Annotated in this window: 19 protein-coding genes; 8 read left to right on the top strand and 11 right to left on the bottom strand. The window is 57.0% G+C overall.

Annotation, left to right across the window (positions count from 1 at the left end; translation table 11 throughout):
* Positions 1–64 precede the first annotated feature (64 nt).
* Both clpA and ABJN86_RS06945 read left to right on the top strand, forming a co-directional pair.
* On the top strand, positions 65–2,398 hold the full coding sequence (clpA, locus tag ABJN86_RS06950) for an ATP-dependent Clp protease ATP-binding subunit ClpA (RefSeq protein ID WP_348365794.1): 2,334 nt from the start codon (positions 65–67) through the stop codon (positions 2,396–2,398).
* Positions 2,398–3,360 (top strand): M23 family metallopeptidase, encoded by a 963-nt coding sequence (locus ABJN86_RS06945; RefSeq protein ID WP_348365792.1) that lies wholly within the window; start codon positions 2,398–2,400, stop codon positions 3,358–3,360. Before clpA ends, ABJN86_RS06945 begins: the two co-directional genes overlap by 1 nt.
* On the opposite strand, the gene ABJN86_RS06940 is transcribed toward ABJN86_RS06945, so the two are convergent.
* The 3 genes from ABJN86_RS06940 to ABJN86_RS06930 form a co-directional block, all read right to left on the bottom strand.
* Positions 3,347–5,221, bottom strand: coding sequence for a peptidoglycan -binding protein (locus ABJN86_RS06940; protein ID WP_348365791.1), 1,875 nt, complete (start codon positions 5,219–5,221; stop codon positions 3,347–3,349). The genes ABJN86_RS06945 and ABJN86_RS06940 overlap by 14 nt on opposite strands.
* A gap of 4 nt (positions 5,222–5,225) precedes the next feature.
* Positions 5,226–6,440 carry a biopolymer transporter ExbB gene (locus tag ABJN86_RS06935; protein ID WP_348365789.1) on the bottom strand — a complete coding sequence of 405 codons (1,215 nt, stop codon included), beginning with the start codon at positions 6,438–6,440 and terminating at the stop codon, positions 5,226–5,228.
* An 81-nt stretch (positions 6,441–6,521) separates the two neighbouring features.
* On the bottom strand, positions 6,522–7,058 hold the full coding sequence (locus tag ABJN86_RS06930) for a gamma-glutamylcyclotransferase (RefSeq protein WP_348365788.1): 537 nt from the start codon (positions 7,056–7,058) through the stop codon (positions 6,522–6,524).
* Positions 7,059–7,123: 65 nt separating this feature from the next.
* Between ABJN86_RS06930 and ABJN86_RS06925 the strand changes: the two genes are divergently transcribed.
* Positions 7,124–8,125 (top strand): DUF2125 domain-containing protein, encoded by a 1,002-nt coding sequence (locus ABJN86_RS06925; protein ID WP_348365786.1) that lies wholly within the window; start codon positions 7,124–7,126, stop codon positions 8,123–8,125.
* On the opposite strand, the gene ABJN86_RS06920 is transcribed toward ABJN86_RS06925, so the two are convergent.
* The 4 genes from ABJN86_RS06920 to ABJN86_RS06905 all read right to left on the bottom strand — a co-directional run bounded on the left by ABJN86_RS06920 (position 8,122) and on the right by ABJN86_RS06905 (position 13,229).
* Positions 8,122–9,006: an extensin family protein gene (locus ABJN86_RS06920; RefSeq protein ID WP_348365784.1), complete on the bottom strand. Its 885-nt coding sequence runs from the start codon at positions 9,004–9,006 to the stop codon at positions 8,122–8,124. The two genes, ABJN86_RS06925 and ABJN86_RS06920, sit on opposite strands and share 4 nt — an antisense overlap.
* On the bottom strand, positions 9,003–9,917 hold the full coding sequence (locus tag ABJN86_RS06915) for a prephenate/arogenate dehydrogenase family protein (protein ID WP_348365783.1): 915 nt from the start codon (positions 9,915–9,917) through the stop codon (positions 9,003–9,005). Before ABJN86_RS06915 ends, ABJN86_RS06920 begins: the two co-directional genes overlap by 4 nt.
* The gene (hisC, locus tag ABJN86_RS06910; protein WP_348365781.1) at positions 9,918–10,988 is read right to left on the bottom strand and encodes a histidinol-phosphate transaminase; all 1,071 of its coding nucleotides are present in this window, start codon (positions 10,986–10,988) and stop codon (positions 9,918–9,920) included. It lies immediately after the preceding gene.
* Positions 10,989–11,051: 63 nt separating this feature from the next.
* Positions 11,052–13,229, bottom strand: coding sequence for a primosomal protein N' (locus ABJN86_RS06905; RefSeq protein WP_348365779.1), 2,178 nt, complete (start codon positions 13,227–13,229; stop codon positions 11,052–11,054).
* An 87-nt stretch (positions 13,230–13,316) separates the two neighbouring features.
* Between ABJN86_RS06905 and fsa the strand changes: the two genes are divergently transcribed.
* On the top strand, positions 13,317–13,970 hold the full coding sequence (fsa, locus tag ABJN86_RS06900; protein ID WP_348365777.1) for a fructose-6-phosphate aldolase: 654 nt from the start codon (positions 13,317–13,319) through the stop codon (positions 13,968–13,970).
* 85 nt (positions 13,971–14,055) lie between these two features.
* Here fsa and ABJN86_RS06895 read toward each other — a convergent pair whose 3' ends face one another.
* Both ABJN86_RS06895 and ABJN86_RS06890 read right to left on the bottom strand, forming a co-directional pair.
* Positions 14,056–14,211 (bottom strand): hypothetical protein, encoded by a 156-nt coding sequence (locus ABJN86_RS06895; RefSeq protein ID WP_348365776.1) that lies wholly within the window; start codon positions 14,209–14,211, stop codon positions 14,056–14,058.
* Positions 14,211–15,317 carry a porin gene (locus ABJN86_RS06890; RefSeq protein ID WP_348365774.1) on the bottom strand — a complete coding sequence of 369 codons (1,107 nt, stop codon included), beginning with the start codon at positions 15,315–15,317 and terminating at the stop codon, positions 14,211–14,213. Before ABJN86_RS06890 ends, ABJN86_RS06895 begins: the two co-directional genes overlap by 1 nt.
* Positions 15,318–15,948: 631 nt before the next feature.
* Here ABJN86_RS06890 and ABJN86_RS06885 point away from each other — a divergent pair.
* On the top strand, positions 15,949–16,650 hold the full coding sequence (locus tag ABJN86_RS06885) for a DUF484 family protein (RefSeq protein ID WP_348365772.1): 702 nt from the start codon (positions 15,949–15,951) through the stop codon (positions 16,648–16,650).
* The gene (locus ABJN86_RS06880) at positions 16,650–17,579 is read left to right on the top strand and encodes a tyrosine recombinase XerC (RefSeq protein ID WP_348365771.1); all 930 of its coding nucleotides are present in this window, start codon (positions 16,650–16,652) and stop codon (positions 17,577–17,579) included. The genes ABJN86_RS06885 and ABJN86_RS06880 overlap by 1 nt, the downstream gene beginning before the upstream one ends.
* A gap of 2 nt (positions 17,580–17,581) precedes the next feature.
* On the opposite strand, the gene ABJN86_RS06875 is transcribed toward ABJN86_RS06880, so the two are convergent.
* Entirely contained in the window at positions 17,582–18,250 is a 669-nt protein-coding gene (locus ABJN86_RS06875) for a sulfotransferase family 2 domain-containing protein (protein WP_348365769.1), read from the bottom strand.
* A gap of 218 nt (positions 18,251–18,468) precedes the next feature.
* On the opposite strand from ABJN86_RS06875, the gene ABJN86_RS06870 reads away from it, so the two are divergent.
* Together ABJN86_RS06870 and ABJN86_RS06865 are read left to right on the top strand one after the other, a co-directional pair.
* Positions 18,469–19,056 (top strand): cytochrome P460 family protein, encoded by a 588-nt coding sequence (locus tag ABJN86_RS06870; protein ID WP_348365768.1) that lies wholly within the window; start codon positions 18,469–18,471, stop codon positions 19,054–19,056.
* 112 nt (positions 19,057–19,168) lie between these two features.
* Entirely contained in the window at positions 19,169–19,864 is a 696-nt protein-coding gene (locus ABJN86_RS06865) for a CDP-alcohol phosphatidyltransferase family protein (protein ID WP_348365766.1), read from the top strand.
* On the opposite strand, the gene ABJN86_RS06860 is transcribed toward ABJN86_RS06865, so the two are convergent.
* Positions 19,861–20,274, bottom strand: coding sequence for a methylated-DNA--[protein]-cysteine S-methyltransferase (locus ABJN86_RS06860; RefSeq protein ID WP_348365764.1), 414 nt, complete (start codon positions 20,272–20,274; stop codon positions 19,861–19,863). The genes ABJN86_RS06865 and ABJN86_RS06860 overlap by 4 nt on opposite strands.
* Between the last annotated feature and the right edge of the window lie 18 nt (positions 20,275–20,292).

The following is a 20,292-nucleotide window of genomic DNA, read 5'->3' as shown; positions in this document are numbered from 1 at the left end:
AGAGGCAATGGTAACGTCCGGGACCTCGCCCCGGAAGCTGCCCTCGATAACAAAGGAGCATAGGGTGCCGTCATTCTCAGACACTCTCGAAAAAGCCATTCATTCGGCGTTGGCCCAAGCCAATACCCACCGCCATGAGCTTGCCACGCTGGAGCATTTGCTACTGGCACTTATTGATGAGCCTGATGCCGCCAAGGTTATGAACGCCTGTGGTGTTGATCTGGACGTCCTTCGCAAGACGTTGATGGAGTTCATTGAAGAAGAGCTATCCACGCTTGTCACAGATGTCGAAGGCTCCGAAGCGGTCCCAACCGCCGCCTTCCAACGCGTCATCCAACGCGCCGCCATTCACGTGCAGTCATCGGGCCGCACGGAAGTCACTGGCGCCAACGTATTGGTCGCGATCTTTGCAGAACGCGAAAGCAACGCCGCCTTCTTCTTGCAAGAACAAGATATGACCCGCTACGACGCGGTGAACTTCATTGCCCATGGCGTGGCCAAGGACCCCTCCTTTGGCGAAGCGCGTCCGGTGTCGGGATCATCTGAATTCGACGACGACATCACACCAGAGCCATCCGACGTAGAAGGCGACTCCAAAGAGTCCGCACTTGCGAAATACTGCGTGGACCTGAACGCCAAATCCCAAAAGGGTGACGTCGACCCGCTCATTGGCCGCTCCGAAGAAGTAGAGCGCTGCATTCAAGTGCTATGCCGCCGCCGCAAGAACAACCCCCTGTTGGTGGGCGACCCTGGTGTAGGTAAAACCGCGATTGCGGAAGGCTTGGCCCATAAGATCGTCGCAGGCGAGACGCCCGAAATCTTGGCAAATGCCACCATCTTTTCCCTCGACATGGGCGCGCTGCTGGCTGGCACCCGCTACCGTGGCGACTTTGAAGAGCGCCTGAAAGCCGTGATGACTGAGATGGAAGAACACCCTGATGCGGTGCTGTTCATCGACGAGATCCACACGGTCATTGGCGCGGGAGCCACCTCTGGTGGTGCCATGGACGCGTCTAACCTGCTGAAGCCTGCACTTCAGGGCGGCAAGCTGCGCTGCATGGGCTCGACTACATACAAAGAGTTCCGCCAGCACTTCGAGAAAGATCGCGCCTTGGTGCGCCGTTTCCAAAAGATCGACGTGAACGAGCCGTCTGTCGATGACGCCATCAAAATCCTCAAAGGGTTGAAGCCCTACTTTGAGGAGCATCACGACATCAAATACACCACCGACGCGATTAAATCCGCGGTGGAATTGGCGGCGCGCTACATCCATGATCGCAAACTGCCCGACAAAGCGATCGACGTGATTGACGAAGCGGGTGCCGCACAGCATTTGGTGGTGGAAAGCAAACGCCGCAAAACCATCGGCGCGAAAGAGATCGAAGCCGTTGTTGCCAAGATCGCCCGCATTCCACCCAAGAGCGTCTCTAAGGATGATGCAGAGGTGTTGAAAGATCTGGAGAAGGCCCTCAAACGCGTGGTCTTCGGTCAAGACGATGCCATCGAGGCGCTGTCATCCGCCATTAAGCTGGCGCGTGCCGGCCTGCGCGAACCAGAAAAACCCATCGGCAACTACCTGTTCGCCGGACCTACTGGTGTGGGTAAAACCGAGGTGGCCAAGCAATTGGCCAGCACGTTGGGTGTAGAGCTGCTGCGTTTTGACATGTCGGAATACATGGAGAAGCACGCGGTATCACGCCTTATTGGTGCACCTCCCGGCTATGTGGGCTTTGATCAAGGTGGCATGCTGACCGACCAAGTGGACCAACATCCGCACTGCGTGCTTCTGCTTGACGAGATGGAGAAAGCCCACCCTGACGTCTACAACATCCTGTTGCAGGTGATGGATAACGGCAAGCTGACCGACCACAACGGCCGGACAGTGGACTTCCGCAATGTGATCTTGATCATGACATCCAACGCGGGTGCTATGGAAATGTCCAAATCCGCCATCGGCTTTGGCCGCGACCGCCGCGAAGGTGAAGACACAGCCGCAATCGAGCGGACCTTCACGCCGGAGTTCCGCAACCGTCTGGATGCGGTGATCAGCTTTGCGCCACTGGGCAAGAAAATCATCACCCGCGTGGTCGAGAAGTTCGTGCTCCAACTCGAAGCACAACTTATGGACCGCAACGTAACGTTCGAGCTGACCTCCGCTGCTGCGGAGTGGCTGGGCGACAAAGGCTACGACGACAAGATGGGCGCTCGCCCATTGGGTCGCGTGATCCAAGAACACATCAAGAAGCCGCTGGCCGAGGAGCTGCTATTTGGCAAGCTGGCCAAAGGTGGTGTGGTTAAGGTTGGCGTCAAGAAGGGGGAGATTGACCTCACTATTCTTGAACCCGAAGCCGCGCGAATTTCATCCAAGAAGAAGCCCCCGTTACTAACGGCGGACTAATGCGCCCCCTTCTTGCGATCCTTTTGACAACTGCTTTCGCGGCCCCCGTGGCCGCGAAAGATCCCCTCTTCTCCCTGCCCATTGATTGTGATCTGGGCAAGAACTGCTTCATCCAAAACTATGTAGACAGTGACCCCGGGCCGGGAGCCAGCGATCATAGCTGCGGCCCACTTACCTATGACGGGCATAATGGGACCGACATTCGCGTAGCAACCCTGCGGGAGATGGTGGCAGGTATCAACGTTCTGGCTGCCGCCCCCGGCACGGTTCGCGCCACGCGCGATGGCATGCCAGACATCCCTTCCAATGCCCCCAACGCACCCGACCTGAACGGCAGAGATTGCGGTAACGGGTTGGTTATCAGTCATGGCGACGGCTGGGAGACCCAGTATTGCCACATGCGCGAAGGCTCCCTGAGCGCCCAGAAAGGGCAGCGCGTCGCCAAAGGCACACCACTTGGGTTGGTTGGTCTCAGCGGGAGAACGGTATTCCCACATATTCACATATCTCTACGCCACAACGGCGAGGTCGTGGACCCTTTCGCCCCTGATGCCAAAGGAACCTGCGGGCCGTCTAATTCTACCCTTTGGGAAGACAAGATCGACTACCAAGCGGGCGCATTGATGGATGTGGGGTTTTCCGACGCGGTGCCGGAATTCGCAGATATAAAAGACGGCCTGCCAGATCCAGCATCCTTTGCCCCCGAGGCAAGTGGATTGGTTTTATGGGGCTATGCATTCGGCACCCGCGCAGGCGACCAGATGGAGTTTAGCATCACGGGGCCTCAGGGGTGGCGGCATGATCAAATTGTCGAATTCACCAAGCCTCAGGCCCAAGTATTTCGCGCCACAGGACGCAAACGCCCCACGGATGGCTGGCCAAGAGGTACATATGAAGGCGTGGTGACCTTCATGCGTGGTGATCAGATTCTCAGTGCCGAAACGTTGACTATTTCTCGGTAAGCTTCAACTCGATCCGGCGGTTCTGGGCGCGCGCCTCTGGCGTGTCTGCCAAGTTTATCGGTTGGAATTCCCCAAACCCGTTCGCGGCCAAACGCCCAGGTGAGATGCCCAACTCGCGGCTCATGTAGCGCACAACGGATAGGGCGCGAGCTTGGCTCAACTCCCAGTTGTCGGCGAACCGCCCGAAGCCAGACAGTGGCACATTGTCAGTGTGCCCATCGACGCGGATGACCCAGTCCAAACCATCAGGTATGTCTCCGGCCACTCGCGCGAGGATGGTCGCGACTTTCGCGATTTCACCCTGCCCCGCTGGCGACAACACTGCTTGGCCCGGTTGAAATAATACCTCTGAGGAGAACACGAAGCGGTCCCCCTCGATGCGGATGCCATCTTGGTTGCCCAACAATATGCGAAGCTGGCCGAAGAACTCTGATCGGTAATTTTTCAACTCCTTCGCTTCAGCCTCCAGCCGTAGACGTTCCGCTTCCTCAAGCTTGGCCCGCTCGCGCTGCTCGGACGCGACCAATGCCAGCGCCGAATTCAGCTCGGAGCCGAGGTTCTGCACTTGCACGTCAGACGCTTCGCGCCGCGCGTCAGCGTCGTCTAAGATTGACTGTAGGGATCCAAGCTGAGTGCGCAGGGCGGCGACCTGTTGGTTCAGGGCTTCCACCGTGCGTTGGCTCTCAAGGCTGATTTCCTTCTCGTTCGCCAATTCGCTACGTGCGCTCGCCAGCAAAGCCGCGCGTTGCTCTGCTTCGCTTAGCGCATCACCCTTGCTTGTTTCGGCGGCAACCTTTGCGGCTAATGCTGAGATCAATTGTTGACGCAAATCTTCTTGAGCCACATTCGCTTTCTCAAGATCGGCGTTTGTCTGAGACGCTGCCGCAAGGGCTGCTTCAAGTTCGGCCCGAAGCGTGTTCTCCGTTGCATTGGAGGCGTCCAGATTGGCGCTGGCCAACACTTGCGCCGCAAGCGCTGCCGCCAACTTGTCATCAAGGCTAGTTTCAGATGCGCGGCTGGATGCCAGTTCGTCGTTTAACGCTTTCTCGGCGGCGCGGGCCGCTGCCAACAAGGTTAAAGTGTCCTCAGCCTCTTGGCGCTGAGCCTCCAACGCCAGTGTCATGGCGGTCAATTCTGCATCCGCGTTTTGCAAGCGGTCGCGCAAGGCCTGCGCCGCCGCGGCATCAACAAGTTTTGCGGCTTCGGCAGCCTCGATAGTTGCGACTTGGTTGCTCGATTGCGCCTCCAGATCAGCGACCAATGCCTCCAACGCTTCGCGCCGAGCGGCGGCCAAACGTGCGGCTTCCACACCCTCGTCAATTTCGGCTCGCGCGGATGCCAAGGCGAGTTGTGTCGCCTCCTTTTCACTGATTTCACGGGCCAATCCAGCTTCGATATCCTCAATGCGTGCGCTCAATCCGGCGACTTGCGTTTGCGACGCATCAAGATCACCGGTAAGGCTCGCGACTTGCTGTTGCAGCCCATCGCGAGCACTCAGAAGGCCCGCCACCTGTTCTTCAAAACTGGCGATGCGCCCGCTTTGAGCTTCTGTTTGCGCTGAAAGGGATGCAATCAATGCCGTTTGTTGTGCGGCAATGGCATCCAAATCTTCAATATTTTGCTCGAGGCCAAAACTACGTTGCTGCTCCAACCCCAATGCCTGCGCGAGGGAGGCAACCTCGCCGGTCAATTGGTTAAGCTCGCTGTCTTGGGAGCTAATTTTTTCGCTAAGCATGAATTGCACGATCATGAAGATCGACAGCACGAACACCAGCACCAGAAGCAACGCTGTCATAGCGTCCACAAATCCGGGCCATATGTTGGCCTCGAACCGTTTACCGTTGCGTCTGGATAGCGCCATTGGGCTATTCCCCCTGCTCGCGGTCCGGCAGCCTACGGGTATTTGACGGGCGGCGTTCGCGGGTCAATTGGCGGACGGCTTGTGTAACCTGTGCCAGATCACCATGCATTTGTGACATGCTTTCTTGGCGGCCTGCCGACATTTCTTCCAAAACTTTAAGAAGTTGTACGTCAATGGAGCGCAACCGCATCCGGCTTTCCGGATCGATGTCGTCGTCGACCTTCTCTGACAATTTAGCGAGCAGGCGCTCTTGACCATCTGCCACGCGGTTCAATGCCTCGGTGGGATCAATGCTCATATCCAACCGGTTCGTCAGAGTTTGCAGCGAGGAGGTTAATCCATCCAGCTTTTCAGCAGAAGCGACGCGGCCCGCCTCCCCTTGCACAAACAAGCCTTGCAGGCTGTCGATTTGCTCGACCATGTGATCCAGCACAGTTGCCACAACCCCTTGGTCAAACCCGCCGCTGCTTTCGCCCTCGCCCGCTGAAAACCCTACGCGCGTGATTGTGGAGAGCCACTCTTCCATCTCGCGGTAAAAGCGATTCTGGCCATGCCCTGCAAACAGTTCCAACAGCCCGACCACCAATGACCCAGCCAGCCCCAAAAGGGAGGATGCGAAGGCCGTGCCCATACCCGCAAGCTGACTTTCCAGCCCGTTCATCAATTCGCCAAAGACCTTAGCGCCGCTTTCGCCCTCTTCCACATTGAGAGATCTGATCGTGTCCACCACACCCGGAATGGTTGTTGCCAAGCCGTAGAAAGTTCCCAAAAGTCCCAAAAATATCAAAAGGTTGACGATGTAACGCGTGATATCGCGTGCTTCGTCCATCCGCGTGGCGACCGAGTCCAAAATCGTGCGCGACGAGCCAGAACTAATCTGCATCCGCGCGCCCCGTGAACGCAGTAAGCCCGCCAAGGACGCCAGCAGACGTGGCGCACGGAATTCATCGTGATCGGCGCGGTCTTGGGCGAAGCTCTCGATCCAAGACACAGAGGAAATGAGCTGAAGAACCTGCCAGTAGCAGGCCAGAACCCCCACGAAGAAAACGGCTAAGATGACGCCGTTCAGATAGGGACTAGACAAAAAGACAGACGAAACAGCGGGATAAATCAGGTAACCGCCGAACACCACAAGGCCTAGAATGATCAACATGACCATGATTTGGCGTACGGGCTGGGTGAATTGCGGCGCGTGCTCGCGCTCGGCTAACGTGTCCATTAGATTGTGGCCTCTGTCATGCTCGGACTTCTTTTTATTAAGGGCACAATAGGGGGCCAAAAGCCTTTTTCAAAGGACAATCTAGCCAGCCAACTGGCGGACCCTTGCCACGAGCCACTCCATGTCGGCATCGTCAATCCCGAAGGCGTCGAGCTGCTGGGCCGTGTTATACAGATATTCAGTATTCGGACCGCGCCCACCCACAGCTTTGGCGATAACTTGCGCTTGGCGTTCCAGCTCCATCCCGCCGCAGTATTGGATGTGATCTTGCTCGATCACATAGCACAAGGCTGGCACCTTGCGCCCGTCGCGCAACTCCAAGTCGTGCACCTGCTCAACATAAGCCGCAGAGACCAATTCACGATCCCGCAGGTAGGCCAACACCTTGTCGCGTTCGGCATCCTTCACGCGCATGGCCACCCCGTCGCAGGTGGTGTCGGCTTCGTCCAACGCCAGCACCAAACCCGGTTCTTCTTCCGAGCCACGGTGATGGATCGACCACATGCAAAAGGAGCGGTGAAAACCGCCAAGGCGCGCCAGCACCTGCTCTGCGGGCTCAAAGCCCGGGTTCCACATCAACGAGCCGTAGCCAAAGACCCAAAGGGGCGTGTCAGTCATTGTCTGGTCCTTCCATCTTGCGCCCTGTAAACAACATCACGGGTTTCGGGAAAAGGACATTCCACATGCGCAAGCTGATCATCGTCGTTCTGGTCGCCGCCACCGCTTGGGCGGCCTATTGGGTGATTGGTGCAACCGCGTCGCAAAAAGCGACCGAAAGCTGGCTGGATGCCCGCCGCGCTGAAGGTTGGCAGGTGGAATACTCTGACCTAAGTGTACGCGGCTTCCCAAACCGTTTCGACACCACCCTCACAGACATACAGCTAACCGACCCCGAAACCGGTCTAAGCTGGCAAGCTCCATTCTTTCAGATATTTTCACTTAGCTATCAGCCTAACCATTTGATCGCCGCATGGCCAAACACGCAAACGCTGGCGACGCCGCACCAAAAAATCACCATTGAAACCAGCCAGATGACCGCATCGCTTAAGGTTTTGCCAAATGCGACCTTGGAATTAGATACGGCAACCGTGGTTGTGGAGGGCGCGACATTGACCTCAACCGACGGTTGGAAAGCGGGCGCGGACAAAGTGAACGCCGCCATCCGACAAACTGCTGGCAAGGACATGACCTACGACATCGCGCTACAGGCCGACACCCTGATCCCCGGTGACGCATTGCGAGGCCTGTTGGACGCGGGCGGCACCCTGCCCGACGTCATTGAAGCGATTAACTTTGACAGCGAAGTTGGCTTTGCCCGCGCCCTAGACATTCGCGTCATAGAAGAGAAGCGCCCCGACATCACCACGGTGAACATTAAGGACGCACGCGGCACTTGGGGCGAGTTGCAACTGCGCGCCAAGGGCGAGCTGACTGTCGACCCCCAAGGATACCCCAACGGCGAGGTTGCATTGAACGCACGCAACTGGCGCGAGATGTTGGCCCTTGCGGTTAGCGCAGGCGCTGTACCCGCTGAAACCGCCCCTGCTGCTGAACTGGCACTGGGGTTCGTGGCAAAGCTGTCGGGTGCCGAAAATTCGCTTGATGCCCCGCTGAGCTTTTCCAACGGTCGTATCTTTTTGGGGCCAATCCCGATCGGCAATGCTCCAACGCTTAACCTGCGTTAACGGCAGTAGTTTCCGTTGCCGTGACGTGCGGTGTCAAAGTGGAAGTGATCCTGATGGAAGCGGTTAGCATTCGGTCCTAGCACCGTCCCGAACGGACCACAGGCAGCTTTGTGCATTTTCTTCAATGCAGGGCCGTTCTGCTTGCTGCGCCACCCCTTCAAAACGGTCATAGACGAGCCGTCGTTCAGGTTTATCGCAGAAATATCCAACGCCTTGCCGCGACCGTGCTCTGATATCCTTGCACCCTTTTGGTTGTTCCGTGTCCGACAGTTGTAATGCGCCACGACCTGCAGGGATTTCACCCCGCCGCCGCGCCGCCCTACCGCGGGCTTCACCCCGTTATCGACCCATGTTTTCAGCGCCTTGGCCGTGGTGCAATCAATCTTGGCATGCTGCGTCAACGCCACGCCAGACACTTCGGTGATCTGAACCCCGTTGTTCAAGCCGCAGCCCTTAATCTTAGCGGGGATACGGCTGATATTCTGACCGCGAATGCTAGGGTCCCCACAAACGGATCCCTTCAAACTTTGAACGGCGGGCGTAGGCGTTGCCACAGTGCCCGCCTTAGCCTTTGGCTTTTTCTTGAACACATTTTGAAGCTGCTTGCCGAAGGTGTTCTTACTGCCCGCAGGTTGCGCGGTTGAAACGATACCAGCTTGGCGTACCGCAGGGCGCAAAGATTGTCGCGGGGCCAGACCTGAGGCGGAGACCTCAACGATCACAGCCCCCTGTGTCCCAGCCGTTTCCGGCACCACAACAGGAGTTGTCGCGATAGGCTCACGTGGGATGGGCCGCAGCGACGAGGATGTGTTTGCCCCAGCCGCCCCAGCCGCCCCAGCCGCCCCAGCGATTAACACGCACGCCACAAACAACCGTTTCATTTCGCGTTTCGCCCAAAGTTAGGCACGTCGCTATCTTGACCCGCCTCAAGGATGCCTCGGCGAATAGCGCGGGTGCGCGTGAAGTAGTCGTGCAAATGGTCGCCGTCACCCTTTCGGATCGCGCGTTGCAAGGCGAACAGCTCCTCGGTAAAGCGGCCCAGAATTTCCAACGTCGCGTCTTTGTTCGCCAAGAACACGTCGCGCCACATGGTTGGGTCGGACGCTGCAATCCGCGTAAAGTCGCGAAAACCAGCCGCCGAATATTGCACCACTTCACTGTCCGTCACGCGGCCCAAATCATCCGCGACCCCGACCATTGTGTAGGCGATCAGGTGCGGCGTATGAGATGTCACCGCCAGCACCAAATCGTGGTGGGCTGCATCCATTTCATCCACCATTGAGCCCATTTGAAGCCACAGGGATTTGTACCGCTCCAGCACATCCGCATCCGTGTCTTCCAAGGGCGTCAGCAAGCACCAGCGGTTGTCAAACAGCTCCGCAAAGCCAGAACGCGGGCCAGATTGCTCGGTTCCTGCCAATGGGTGCGCGGGGATGAAGTGCACGCCGTCAGGCAAATGTGGGGCCACGGCCTCGATCACTGCGGCCTTGGTGGAGCCAACGTCCGAGACCAATGCGCCGTCCTTCAGCGCAGGTGCAATCTCTGCGGCAACAGCGCCCATAGCGCCCACGGGGACACAAAGAACCACGAGGTCTGCGCCTTCTACGGCCTCAACAGCGGTGTCCACGATGCGATCACACAGACCAATTTCGCGTGCGGTATCGCGAGTCTCGGCAGAGCGCGCGTAGCCCACGACCTCCCCCGCCAAACCTGCGCGTTTCATCGCATAGAACATTGAACCCGCGATCAGTCCCAGCCCAATCACAGCGACGCGGTCATAGAGTTGTGCCATTCAGAGCACCTCCTTGAGGGCCGCGACAACCCGTTTGCAGGCGTCCTCGGTCCCGATGGTAATTCGTATGCAGTTCGGCAAGCCGTATCCCCCAACCAAACGCACGATCAAGCCTTTGGATTTCAAATGCGCGTCCACTGCTTCAGCTTTTGCCTGATCATCGAAGCGCGCCAAAATGAAGTTCGCGTGAGACGGGTCCACCTCGACACCGACTACTTTGAGTTGGGCCGTCATCCAATCGCGCATGCGTGCGTTCTCGGTGCGGCACCAATCAAGGTAGCCAGTGTCACGCATCGCCATCTCAGCCGCCTTCAACGCCGGCACGCTTAGGTTAAACGGCCCGCGCAAACGGTTCAGCGTATCGACGATCTCTTGCGGGCCGTAGCCATAGCCGATCCGCAAACCGCCAAGCCCGTAAATCTTCGAGAACGTCCGTGTCATAAACACATTGTCACGCGCATCAATCACGGTCTTCCCGCCGTCAAACCCATCTACGAATTCCGCATATGCGCCGTCGAGCACCAGCAAGCAGCCCTCAGGCAAGCCGTCGGCCAAACGCGCGACTTCGGCCTCGTCGATCATCGTGCCGGTTGGGTTGTTCGGGTTCGCGATGAACACCAGCTTTGTGTTCTCAGTCACCGCCGCCAGCAGCTTATCAACGTCTGTCTGCCGTTCCGTCTCGGGTGCGATGACGGGGGTAGCGCCTGCCGCCAAAGCCGAAATGCGGTACATGGAGAAGCCGTGCTCGGTATAAAGCACCTCGTCACCCGGCCCCGCATAGGCGTAGCACAGGAAAGAAATGATCTCGTCAGAGCCAACACCGCAGGTGATCTGCGCGGGGTCCATGCCTTGCACTTCACCAATCGCCTCGCGCAGCTCCGCGTGGTCGGTTGTGGGATAGAGATGCAATTCCCCCGCCGCCTGACGGAACGCATCCAGCGCGCGTTTGGAAGGGCCATGTGGGTTTTCATTGGAGGACAGCTTGGTCACCTCGGACACGCCCTCAATCTTTGAGGCCCCCGACTGGTACAGCTTGATATCCATGATCCCCGGTTGCGGCGTCATTGTCATGTCGGTTGTCCCCAAAAGTTGCGCCCGTTTTAACCAGCCCGAACAGGGTTGGAAAGGACCGCTTTAAAAGAAGCTTTGGGGGTCGATATCAATCTGCAACCGCAGATCGCCCTTCAGACGCACGGGCCTGATCCATTGCGTCAACGCCGCCTGCAACGCGGCACCTTTCGGTGCCTTCACAAGCAGGCGCACGCGATGCCGCCCGCGGATACGCGCGATAGGGGCCGGAGCAGGGCCGTAGACCTGCGCGCCCACCCGTTTCAAGGCACCGTCATTGCGGGCCAATGCATTGCCCAAGTCAAACACTGGCGCTTGCTCCGGCCCTGACAGGATCACACCCGCCATGCGCCCGTAAGGTGGCATGCCCGCTTGTTCACGCTCCGCCGCCTCGGCCCGCCAAAAGGCTTCTTCATCGCCATTCAGGATGGCGGTGATCACTGGATGCTCCGGCTGGAAGGTCTGCAACAGGGCCGTGCCGCGTTTTTCCGAGCGCCCTGCCCGTCCTGCCACTTGGCGCATCAATTGGAACGTCTTTTCCGCCGCACGCAGGTCGGAGCCTTGCAAGCCCAGATCTGCATCGATCACACCCACCAGCGTCAGATGCGGGAAGTTATGGCCTTTGGCCACCAATTGCGTGCCGATGATGATGTCCGCCCCGCCTTGGGCAATGGCCTCGATATGCGCTTTCAACTCGCGCGAGGTGCCATAAAGGTCTGACGACAACACAACCACACGCGCGTCAGGGAACAGCTCTGCCAGCTCTTCGCCCATGCGCTCGACGCCCGGCCCAATAGGGGCCAAACGGTCTTCGGCTTGGCAGGACGGGCAGACGGTTGGGATCGGCTCCGTCGCACCACATTGATGGCACATCAGGCGCTTAAGGAATCGGTGCTCCACCATCCGCGCATCGCACTCACTACACACGATTTGATGCCCACACGCGCGGCAGAGCGTCATCGGCGCATAGCCACGCCGGTTAAGGAAGACCAGCGACTGCTCCCCCTTCTCAATGCGTTTGGCGATTTCGGATTGCAGAGTTGGCGACACCCACCGCGAGCCGGGCAGGTCTTCACTGCGCATGTCAATCGCGCGCATCTCTGGCAGGACCGCATCGCCAAAGCGCGACGTCAGCTCCACGCGTGAATATTTCCCCGCCTCCGCATTCGCCCAAGTTTCCAGCGACGGCGTCGCCGAGGCCAAAACCACCTGCGCGCCACACAGCGAGGCTCGCAAAACTGTCATGTCGCGGGCGTTGTACAAAACGCCCTCTTCTTGCTTGTAGGAGTTGTCATGTTCTTCATCGACCACGATCAACCCCAAATCGCGGTAAGGCAGAAACAACGCTGACCGAGCGCCTACAACCAGCTCCGCCCCGCCATCCGCCACCATGCGCCAGACACGGCGGCGCTCGGTCATGGTCACACCGGAGTGCCATTCAGCGGGGCGTGCACCGAAGCGTTCCTCTACGCGGGTCAGGAATTCAGAGGTCAACGCGATCTCTGGCAACAACACCAAGGCTTGCCGCCCCCGACGCAAACAGGCGGCAACGGCTTCCAGATAAACTTCGGTTTTACCTGATCCCGTGACCCCCTTCAGCAAGGTGGTCGAATAGCCGTCGCGGTCCAATGCCGCTACAGCGGCGGCTTGGTCTTGCGTTAATTCCTTGCCGGGACGCGACGGGTCCAGCCGTGCGAAGGGCAAATCGCGGGGGCTGTCTTCCTCGCGCACGGCACCTTGTGCAGCCAAGCCTTTTACCACCGACGTACCAACACCCGCTTGTTCCGCTAGTTCCTTGAGCGTGAAGGCCAAGCCTCCGAATTCCTCCAAAACGGCCAGCACTTTTTCGCGCGCTGGCGTCATCCGGTCGACCTGCCCCGTGCCCATACGGAAAATTTTTCGCATGGCGGGCGGGTCACCCAACCCCGGGGAGCGCGTCGCCAGTCGCACCATCGCGCTAAGCGGGGTCAACGTATAAGCCCCTGCGCGTGTTAGAAATTTCTGCATCTCCTCGCGCATCGGCGGCACATCCAACACGCGAATGACGGAGCGCGTTTTGGAATAATCGTAGTCGCCTTTGCCTTTTCCCCAAACGACACCGAGCACCTTGCGCGGCCCCAATGGCACCTCGACAAATGCGCCATGGTGGCAGCCACCCTCGGGGGCTTTGTAGTCCAACATGCGGTCCAGCGGCTGGGAGGTGACAACACCGACCAATTCGCCTTCATGGAAAAACCCGCTCACGACTGCCCTTTCACCGTTTGCCCTCACCTATAAAACTGAGGTAAGCCACATCTAACCAGACCAACCGCCCACCGAAAGGCATAGCCCATGAAATTCTTCGTAGACACCGCTGAAATCGACGACATCAAAGAACTGAACGCCTTGGGCATCGTGGATGGGGTCACCACCAACCCGTCGCTGATCGCCAAATCGGGCCGTGACATTCTGGAAGTGACCAAGGAAATCTGCTCAATCGTGGATGGCCCTGTGTCCGCCGAAGTTGTGGCCTTGAACGCCGATGACATGATTGCCGAAGGCCGCAAGCTGGCGAAGATCGCAGACAACATCGCGGTGAAGGTGCCCTTGACATGGGACGGGTTGAAAGCCTGCAACGTGCTGACCAACGAAGGCCATATGGTCAACGTGACGCTCTGCTTCTCGGCCAACCAAGCGCTGTTGGCAGCCAAAGTGGGCGCGACGTTCATCTCGCCGTTCATCGGCCGCTTGGATGATCTGAACCTCGATGGCATGGAGCTGATCGCCGACATCCGCAACATGTACGACAACTACGGCTACGAGACGCAGATCCTTGCGGCCTCCATCCGGTCCGCCAACCACATGTCCGATTGCGCGGCTATCGGGGCAGATGTGGCCACCGCGCCGCCGGCTGTTATCAAGAAAATGGCGGACCACGTGCTGACCGACAAAGGCTTGGACGGCTTCATGAAGGACGTGGCCAAGGCGAACATTAAAATCGTCTAAGCCGACATAAAAATGGCCCCCTCCCAGACGATGAAAACTGGGCGGGGGCCTGCAAAGCCTCTCGAGGGACTAGCTTTACAATTCTTTAGTAGTTCTTGGAGAACTCTCCCTCATCTCCGGACAACAGGCCCCGACCTTCGGGGATGTCGTCAATTGCGCGCAAAGCCTCACGATCAAGGCCGTTAGAGCTGCCGCAGGCCGATACGACCAACGACAGCGCAATTACAAATACAACCCGCATCAGAACTTAAGACGCGCACCGGCAAGAACAGCCGTTACGTCCTGAAACTGCGACCCTGGGCGATCCAACTCGTAGTTACGAACACCTAGGTATAGATCGGTGCCGATTGCATCGATGTGCTGAACTGCTGCGATACCGTAGCTTGTGCCCTCATCGCCAACGGCGGCCACATCATCGCTCACGGAGTAATCGATGGAGAACGCTGTTTGACCAAGGCTGCTAATCGCATCTGTTTGGTAGCCAACTTTTACGTAGCCAAATGTGGTGTCGCGTAGGTCGGTTGCCAACTCGCGGTCACGAGAACCGCCAGCCAATGTCAGGCTAAGGCCCGTGTCTTGGTGCAGCACGGAGACGGAGCCGTTGATGGTTTCATCATCCGCAGTGTCTACGGAGTAAGCCAACGCCGCGCCAACTTTGAACGCGCCCAAGTTTCCGTTGTAGCGTGCGGCGACGTCATAAATGCCGTCCGAGCCAACGGAGCCCGACAACGTCACACCACCGAACGATGGGGTGTCATAGCGTACGCGGTCTTGGCGGCTTAGGCCGTCGAGGTTGGTAACGACGCTGCCGACGCTCACTGTGGTCAAAGCGCCCGCGCCATCGCGGAACAAGATACCACCCGCGAAGTCAGCAACACCGGAATAAGCAACGATGCTCGTGCCCGACAGATCGACCTCGGATGTGGAGTTGGACGCCGTGTCGCCTTGGCCAACTGTCAAACGACCAAACTTGTCGTTCTCGAAGAACAGCTCAAGTTTGCGCTCGGACAGGAAGGACGAACCGCCACCTGTATTCTGCGTAATTTGGTTAACGCTTGCGGTAGAGTTACTTTCCGCCTGAATTTCAATGTTAACACCAGCTGTCCAGCCGTCGCCAAAATCACCTTCACCTGTGAAGCGGAAACGTGTGGAAGAGTTGTCGTTGTCTACAAAGAAGGTCTCGTTGCTGACGCCATCGTCTGCAAACAAAACGCCGCGGTTAACCTGCCCAGAGAAGGTTAGGCGGATACCGGTGTTTGCGCTGGCAACTGAGCTGCTGTCTTGAGCGAAGCTGGGTACGCTGCTCACGGCCAAAGCGCTGGCCGTAACTAATAGTAGTGATCTCATGACTGTCCTCGATTTCATGTGTCCGTGACTGGAACACACTCAGGACTAGGCCCCTTCGATCCCTTTGGATGTAGCGCCAGGGCAACCACACAATCGTATAAGTCAACTCATTGAAAAGTAACGATATAGATGAAAATTTACTTCAAATGAATCGATCAAAGCAATTCACATCCCCTTTCCTTGTGAATCTTTGAAAATGGAAATGGAAATGTGATTTTGAAGGAAGCGCGCCTTACGGGAAATCCAGAATCGTTCCGTCAGGAAATACATAAGAACAACTGCATGAGTAGATTGAGACGTACTCACGCCATCTCACTTATGAAAACGAACAGATGAGGGGAGCGTGACGGTGTTCACAAAAATGCTCGAGTCAAGGTTTAACACCCGCCGGGCGCACACAAAGCGTTTACCGTTTGGTGATTAAAAACCACACGAATCAGATAAATGCCATGGCGCACAGTGTCGTCTCGGCGATTGATTTCGGGTCTGTGCTAAAAATAGGACACTCCCCCAATACGTTAGGTGATTCAGATTTGTGACACCCCTGAATCAGGGCAATCTGGTCGTGGAAAAACTCAATCTCATAGGCTATAGTGCAACAAAACAAAGACCAAAACCGAAGGCATAGAGCATGATTGAGCAGGCAGAAGTGCTAGATGCGCTGCGCAACAAAATCCTGACTGACCCAGAAGTAATTCTGGAAGATCAAGATCTTATGCGCGCATTAATTGACGCCAACGAACGCACATTGGGTGGCAACATTGTCGACCTGCGCGGAATCGCGATGGAGCGCCTCGAGAGCAGACTTGACCGTTTGGAAGACACCCACCGGTCGGTCATAGCGGCGGCTTACGAGAACTTAGCTGGCACCAATCTTATTCAAAACGCGATTTTGAAGGTACTGGAGCCCACAGATTTCCCCGCCTTCCTGACGACGCTTTCCGGCGACCTACTGGAATCTTTGCGCGTGTCACGACTACGCCTGATCTTAGAATCCAAAGAACACGACAGCCCCTCCATCGGCTTTGAAGACGTCCTCTCCATCGTGGAGCCCGGCGTGGTTGATCACTACATCACCGCAGGTCGTGATGTGCCCGTGCGCCCCGTCAGCTTACGGCAAGTCTCCCCCGCCTCCGAGGATGTGTATGGCGATAACGCCGCCTATATCAAATCCGAAGCCCTGCTACGTTTGGATTTGGGCGAAGGCCGCCTTCCGGGATTGTTGGTCATGGGGTCCGAAGACCCGCATCAGTTCCGCCCGAACCAAGGCACTGATTTGTTGACCTTCTTCGGTGCGGCATTTGAGCGAGCCATCAAACGCTGGCTGGCGTAATGCTTATCTCGCCTGCCTGCCGCGATGCGTTAGAGGGCTGGCTTATCCACCGCAAGTCGCTTGATGGCGTGGCTGACAACACGCTTGAGGCTTACCGCAGCGATGTACTGGGTTTCTTAAGCTTCATTACTGTGCATTTCGGCGAAAGCACCGGCTTGGGCCCGCTCTCGAATATCAAACCCACCGATATGCGCGCATGGATGGCACATGAGCGCAAACGCGGAGTTGGCGCGCGCTCGCTAGCGCGCGAGCTTTCAGCGGTAAAAAGCTTCTACCGGTGGCTCGCTGAGCGGGAAAAATTCGAGCCTACCGCGGTGCTTGCGACCCGCTCCCCCAAATTCCAGAAGAAATTACCACGCCCATTAGCCGAAGACGCCGCCCGCGCCATGATCGATACGGTTGAGTTGCAAGCCAATAAAGACTGGGTCGCCACCCGCGACGCCGCTGTCCTGACGTTGCTCTACGGCTGCGGCTTGCGCATATCAGAAGCCCTTGGCCTGACCTTTGCTGCTGCCCCTTTGCCCGACGTGATGCGCATCATTGGTAAAGGCGGCAAAGAACGCATCGTGCCGGTCATCGCCCCAGCTCGTATTGCGGTGGATCGCTACTTGGCCGCGCAACCCTTTCCTATGCAACCCGAAGACCCTTTGTTTCGCGGCGTACGTGGAGGTGCTCTCAGCCCACGCCTGATCGCGAAGGCCATGGAAACTGCGCGCATGCAACTCGGCCTGCCCGCCACGGCAACCCCGCACGCTATGCGGCACTCCTTTGCAACACACTTGTTAGAGGCAGGGGGCGATTTGCGAGCCATCCAAGAACTTCTGGGTCACGCATCCCTTTCAACCACCCAAGCCTACACGGCGGTGGACACCGCAAGACTGATGGAAGTCTATGACAATGCACATCCCAAGGGACGCAAGCACGGGTAGATTTACTCGAAAGTGTAGCCGAACATATCCAAGTCGCGCGCATGCCGCTCTGATATGATGTCGACCTCTTTTGCCGTGTAAAAACTGCGATAATCACTTGCGTTGGAAGTGTTGATTTTCTTGGCCGGCAGTTTGATGCGGAGATTATGTCGTTGCTTCATCTCAGCCAGACCATCCTCTAGTTGCTCTTGCCGCAAGATTTCGTTCACCACAATCTTGCCGCTTTCATCAACGACCCAATCACAGAGCAGACGCCCCATATCGAACTGCACGGAACGCACCCCTTTCGGGTCCCCCAACCAATGCACATAGTCCGCGAAGTCCATAGTTTGGAACAAATGGTGTTCCACATGATATCCAGATCGGCGCCCTCCCAATGGATTTCGAATGTAGTTAAACCACGAGACATGCCAATCGAATGGGTTTCGCACGACGGAAAACGTAGTGAAGTCGGCAATCGATTGATCCACCAAGGCAAGGCGATCACGGTATTTCTGCCAGCTCAGGTGACCTGCAAACAACGGATTTGTGACAGAGAAGCACTTTTTACCACCCGGCCCCAAAGCCGCCTGCACATAGCTACCGCCGCATTTGGGGGTGTGCACGAATAGCAGCTGCATACCCTTACAAGCCGGTCGAAACCGCTCAAACAGGTTACGTACGACTAGCATTATCAACCTTCACAGACATGGATTTCATTGTTTGCGCGTCCCCAAATTGCGCGATTTACACGCGCGTGGAATGGTATTCCGTCGGCTTAAGCTGCTTTTTCTTGGTGATCAGAGGGAATTTTCACGATTTTGTGTCCAATACCGCGTAAAGTAGAGTTGGCGTCTAGCCATCGGTTCTGCGACAATCTGTCTGACTATGACTTCGGGAGAGAAAACTAATGACCATCCGCACGTTTATCGCTGCAGCCGCCACAGCGACTGCCCTCATGGCTACCACAGCCCACGCCGCAGATTGCGCCGTCGACGTCGAAGACCCATTCGACCTTGAAGGCGCTCAGATTGAAGAAATCTATGCGTGCCTCAACGACGCTATGGTCGAAGGCTATGCCAAAGAAGGCGACGAAATCGGGTCCAGCTTCCGCTCTTGGACAGCCACTGCCACGCGCCCTGCTGTTGCTGGTCCACACGGCAACCGTTTGCTGAACACATTCGCGAATGACATTGCTGCCGAGCAGTACCTCAAATTCGAAGAAGAAGGCGTGAAAATGCCTGTTGGCTCCGTTCTTGCAAAAGAATCCATCGCCATCTCGAAAAAGAAAAAGCAAGCGCGCGTCGGCCCACTGTTCTTGATGACCAAGATGGAAGAAGGCTCCATCCCTGAAACAGCTGACTGGCTGTACGCAGGTCTGCAGCCAAACGGAAAAGTCATGAAAGTGAAGCAAAGCTTCTGCCACGGCTGCCACTCCGGCTTCGAAGACCAAGACATGCTGGGTTACCCGCTTGAGGAAGTCCGCGTCAGCAACTAAGCCGACGTTACAGCACGACTAACAGGCGCGTCCAAACTGGGCGCGCCTTTTTCGCATCAGCCTGACTGCCCTTGGACTTTACAAGTTGTCCCCTTTGGGGCCATGTGAGGCCATGACACCTCAGCTAAAAGCCCTTTCTGTACATCTATTGACCGCCACCGGCGCCGTCTTTGCCATGCTCGCGATGCTTGCCGCCGTAGAGGAAGAATGGGCACTGATGTTTTTATGGCTCGTCGTGGCTTTTGGAGTAGATGGCATCGACGGCCCATTGGCGCGTAAATTTGGCGTCAAACAGTACGCCCCGCAGTTTGACGGCGTGCTGCTTGACCTGATTATCGACTACCTGACTTACGTTTTCATACCCGCCTTCGCATTGTTCAAATCCGGACTATTTGAGGGATGGACGGGGTGGTTTGTGATTATCGTCATCACCTTTGCATCGGCCCTTTACTTTGCAGATACTCGAATGAAAACAAAGGATAATTCCTTCTCTGGGTTTCCTGGCTGCTGGAACATGGTCGCCATTGTGGTCTTTGCACTGCATCCAAATTTTTGGGTGATCTTAGTTTTGGTGGCGGGCTTAGCAATCGCGATGTTCATCCCGTTCAAATTCGTACATCCCGTCCGAACGGAGCGCTGGCGCACCGTCACCTTGCCTATGGCGCTGGCATGGACGTTCTTTGCTGGTTGGGCCGCTTGGGTAAACTTCGACCCACAAAGCTGGGCACATTGGGGATTGATCGTGACCTCGATTTACCTGCTATTTGCCGGTATCGCGCAGCAAGTTTTGTTCGGCAAAGACGGCTAGATCAGCAGCGAAGCTGCCCCTTCAAGCTTGAGCAGTTCAACCTTGGCCTCAACGCCGCCAGCCCCCGAAAAGCCACCTAATCCCGTAGCCCCCAGAACTCGGTGGCAGGGGATCAAGATTGCAATCGGGTTGGCACCGCACGCCTGCCCGATGGCTTGAGCAGATACGCCCAAATCCGCAGCCAAATCGCCGTAAGTACGCGTCTCGCCAAAAGGGATAGCGCAAAGGGCTGCGTAGAACTTTTGTTGAAAATCAGAGCCTCGTGGCTGAAGCGGCAAGTCAAACGTCTGCCGCCTTCCTTCGAAGTACTCGAGAAGCTGGGCAACTGCGTCGCCCAACATGCCACTGGTTATGACATCGCCAGAGTCGTTCCACTCTAGCTCCACAATCGCACTGTCCCGCTCAATCAAAGTGAGCGGTCCGACGGG

Origin of the sequence: Litoreibacter sp., from assembly GCF_039974535.1 — a bacterium.
In the GTDB taxonomy this organism is placed as follows: domain Bacteria; phylum Pseudomonadota; class Alphaproteobacteria; order Rhodobacterales; family Rhodobacteraceae; genus Litoreibacter.
This window is presented reverse-complemented; position numbering and strand designations above follow the sequence as displayed.

Excerpts from the sequence above, each read along its gene's own strand:
- ABJN86_RS06920 (WP_348365784.1), bottom strand. The coding sequence starts at position 9,006 with ATGAAACGGTTGTTTGTGGCGTGCGTGTTAATCGCTGGGGCGGCTGGG.
- ABJN86_RS06875 (WP_348365769.1), bottom strand. The coding sequence starts at position 18,250 with ATGCTAGTCGTACGTAACCTGTTTGAGCGGTTTCGACCGGCTTGTAAG.
- ABJN86_RS06945 (WP_348365792.1), top strand. The coding sequence starts at position 2,398 with ATGCGCCCCCTTCTTGCGATCCTTTTGACAACTGCTTTCGCGGCCCCC.
- ABJN86_RS06930 (WP_348365788.1), bottom strand. The coding sequence starts at position 7,058 with ATGACTGACACGCCCCTTTGGGTCTTTGGCTACGGCTCGTTGATGTGG.
- ABJN86_RS06880 (WP_348365771.1), top strand. The coding sequence starts at position 16,650 with ATGCTTATCTCGCCTGCCTGCCGCGATGCGTTAGAGGGCTGGCTTATC.
- ABJN86_RS06865 (WP_348365766.1), top strand. The coding sequence starts at position 19,169 with ATGACACCTCAGCTAAAAGCCCTTTCTGTACATCTATTGACCGCCACC.
- ABJN86_RS06935 (WP_348365789.1), bottom strand. The coding sequence starts at position 6,440 with ATGGACACGTTAGCCGAGCGCGAGCACGCGCCGCAATTCACCCAGCCC.
- ABJN86_RS06915 (WP_348365783.1), bottom strand. The coding sequence starts at position 9,917 with ATGGCACAACTCTATGACCGCGTCGCTGTGATTGGGCTGGGACTGATC.
- ABJN86_RS06885 (WP_348365772.1), top strand. The coding sequence starts at position 15,949 with ATGATTGAGCAGGCAGAAGTGCTAGATGCGCTGCGCAACAAAATCCTG.
- ABJN86_RS06890 (WP_348365774.1), bottom strand. The coding sequence starts at position 15,317 with ATGAGATCACTACTATTAGTTACGGCCAGCGCTTTGGCCGTGAGCAGC.
- ABJN86_RS06870 (WP_348365768.1), top strand. The coding sequence starts at position 18,469 with ATGACCATCCGCACGTTTATCGCTGCAGCCGCCACAGCGACTGCCCTC.
- fsa (WP_348365777.1), top strand. The coding sequence starts at position 13,317 with ATGAAATTCTTCGTAGACACCGCTGAAATCGACGACATCAAAGAACTG.
- ABJN86_RS06925 (WP_348365786.1), top strand. The coding sequence starts at position 7,124 with ATGCGCAAGCTGATCATCGTCGTTCTGGTCGCCGCCACCGCTTGGGCG.
- ABJN86_RS06940 (WP_348365791.1), bottom strand. The coding sequence starts at position 5,221 with ATGGCGCTATCCAGACGCAACGGTAAACGGTTCGAGGCCAACATATGG.
- ABJN86_RS06895 (WP_348365776.1), bottom strand. The coding sequence starts at position 14,211 with ATGCGGGTTGTATTTGTAATTGCGCTGTCGTTGGTCGTATCGGCCTGC.
- hisC (WP_348365781.1), bottom strand. The coding sequence starts at position 10,988 with ATGACAATGACGCCGCAACCGGGGATCATGGATATCAAGCTGTACCAG.